This window comes from uncultured Gimesia sp. (assembly GCF_937919775.1).
Lineage (GTDB): Bacteria > Planctomycetota > Planctomycetia > Planctomycetales > Planctomycetaceae > Gimesia.
This window is the reverse complement of record NZ_CALFPF010000669.1, coordinates 1-2,816: the sequence shown is the minus strand read 5'-3', so window position 1 is coordinate 2,816 and position 2,816 is coordinate 1. Positions and strand designations below refer to the sequence as shown.

Below are 2,816 nucleotides of genomic sequence, written 5' to 3'. Positions count from 1 at the left end.
TACACGTTTCCCCCCCGAGCCGAATGGTTATCTGCACATCGGACATGCTAAGTCGATTTGTCTTAATTTCGGCATTGCCAACGAAAACCCTGGCGGTCTCTGCAATCTGCGATTTGATGATACCAACCCGGAAAAAGAGGATGTGGAATACGTCGATTCGATTAAAGAAGACGTACGCTGGCTCGGGTTTGACTGGGATGATCGAGAGTATTTTGCCTCGGATTATTTCGACCAGCTTTATGATTTTGCCGTCGCTTTGATCAAAAAAGGCAAAGCGTATGCCTGTGATTTGCCGGCGGATAAAATGCGCGAGTATCGGGGGACTGCAACAGAGCCGGGCAAACCCAGCCCCGGACGATCCCGGTCGGTCGAAGAAAATCTGGACCTGTTTGAACGCATGAAAAAAGGAGAGTTCAAGGAAGGGGAATATGTTTTGCGGGCCAAGATTGATTTGGCCTCGCCCAACTTCCATATGCGCGATCCGGTGATTTATCGTGTGCGGCATGTGCATCACCATCGTACGGGAGACAAATGGTGTCTCTATCCGATGTACGATTACACGCACTGTATTTCCGACTCAATCGAGAAAATCACGCATTCCATCTGCACGCTCGAATTTGAAGACCACCGCCCGCTTTACGACTGGATTCTGAATGAGCTGGAGATTTTCCATCCGCAGCAGATTGAATTCGCGCGTTTGAATATGACCTACACCGTCATGAGTAAACGCAAGTTGCTGGAACTGGTGCAGGGAGAATATGTTTCCGGCTGGGATGATCCCCGGATGCCAACGATCTGCGGAATGCGACGTCGGGGAGTCACACCCGAGGCATTACGGGAGTTCTGCAAGACGATTGGTGTGACGAAGTATAATTCGATGACCGATAAAGTCGTGCTGGAGAATTGCATCCGCGATCATTTGAATCAGGGTGCGCCCCGCGTCATGGCTGTTTTAAATCCGCTGCGAGTCGTGATTGAAAACTATCCCGAGGACACGACTGAAGAACTCGATGCGATTAACAATCCGAACGACGAATCTGCGGGGACCCGCAAAGTTCCTTTCTCGAAAGTCATTTACATTGAGAAAGAGGATTTTATGGAAGACCCCCCCAAGAAGTTTTTTCGACTGTCTCCAGGTATAGAGGTTCGCTTACGATATGCCTATTTTGTGACTTGTGTCGATGTGATCAAAGACTATGCCGGAGAAGTGGTCGAATTGCGTTGCACGTACGATCCTGAAACGAAAGGGGGGAATGCCCCTGATGGCCGAAAAGTGAAAGCCACGATTCATTGGGTCTCTGAACCGCATGCCGTAGATGCCGAAGTCCGGCTCTACGACCATCTATTCAGCACGCCTGATCCGGAAGATCTGCCGGAAGGCGTGGATTACAAAACCAATCTCAATCCGGACTCGTTACAGGTCCTGGCGGGTTGTAAGTTAGAGCCAGGCCTGAGAACCGCAGCATCAGGCAGCCGTTTTCAGTTCGAACGACTGGGATATTTCTGTGTCGACAGCAGGGATTCCACGCCGGAGAAACCGGTTTTCAATCGAACCGTTACTTTACGGGATACCTGGGTCAAAGTCGAAAAACAGATTCAGAATCAACCAAAAGAAAAGAAGTAACAGCGCATAAAAAAACACTCGTCGGACAGATGTCCGACGAGTGAGCCCATGCACTTCAAAGTGCTCATGTTAAACTTTGAGTTATGGTGTCCGCTGAGCTACAGAAACATCACTATGAGATGTCACTGGAGCGGTCTGTTCTTCGGGACGGGGAACTCGACGTGTCCAGCCACTGACGCGAACAATGGAAGGAAGCGCGTCACCTGAGGAGTCTGGTTTATAACCGGCGCGGCGTGTGGGGGGAAATGCCGGAGCCGTTGATTCCTGAGGTGGTAATTCGTAGGAAGAACGTCGGAACGAAGAATCATCTTCCAGGCTGGAACGCCGTGGATCGGAAGCAGGATCACGTTCGTACTTGTTACCGTTGGCATCAAAGGTATCGTCGTATTTGCTTTTATTCGTGGCTGATCGCTGACGAACTGGCTGAGGTGCTTCAGCTGAGATATAAGGCTCAGGTGATGGCAACAGAGCGGTAGTGGTACCGTTGAAACCGCCATTAGACGGATAGACATACGCGGTTCGCGTGGTGGGAATCGACCGCATGACAGTGACCGGCTTCATCGCCGTAACGGTTGTTTTTACATAACGCGTAGAGTTCACAGCGACCTTACGAGTGGTCGTATAGGGAACCATCTTGGCGACATTGTAACTTACCTTGCGTGTCTGTTGCACGGCGACTTGACGTGTCACAGGAACGTTTTGTGTTACCACATTTGGCACATAATGTCTGGTGGTCCGATATTGTGGTGTGAATGCCATTCTCATGGAATAACTGTTTCGGCTCATCCATCCCATCAAATTTGGACGGTTATCGTATTCACAGGGAGAGACACGTGGGACACATTGACGCTGAGTGACCCAGCGACCCATGTCTTTTTGTACCTGTTGGCACTCCGTGACATTTTGATAAGTGGTGCAAGGGACATCGACAGTTCTTGGTTCAAGTACCTGACGATATTCGGTGACTTGCTGATCGACGTAATTGGTTTCGGTGACGGGTCTCATCACAGTCTGCTGGACAGGACGATATTCGGTGACCGGCACCTGTCGATAGGTGGTCTGAGTCACAGGAATCGGGCACTGTACCACAGGTTGCGGACAACAGTTTTGAATCACAGGCGGTGGTGCACAGGAATTACAGTTGTTAAAGGGCAGCCACTGAGCCTGTGCAGTACCTGCAGCCAATGAAAAC

1 protein-coding gene and 1 pseudogene are annotated in these 2,816 nt (G+C 50.3%); one reads left to right on the top strand and one right to left on the bottom strand.

Features of this window, described 5'->3' with window-relative positions; genetic code table 11:
* Positions 1–1,624, top strand: a 1,624-nt coding sequence (locus Q0294_RS19020) for a glutamine--tRNA ligase/YqeY domain fusion protein (protein WP_299468609.1), incomplete at its 5' end; no start/stop codon positions are given.
* 81 nt (positions 1,625–1,705) lie between these two features.
* Here the strand turns inward: Q0294_RS19020 and Q0294_RS19015 are convergent.
* A pseudogene (locus Q0294_RS19015) lies at positions 1,706–2,816 on the bottom strand (hypothetical protein); the annotation flags it as partial.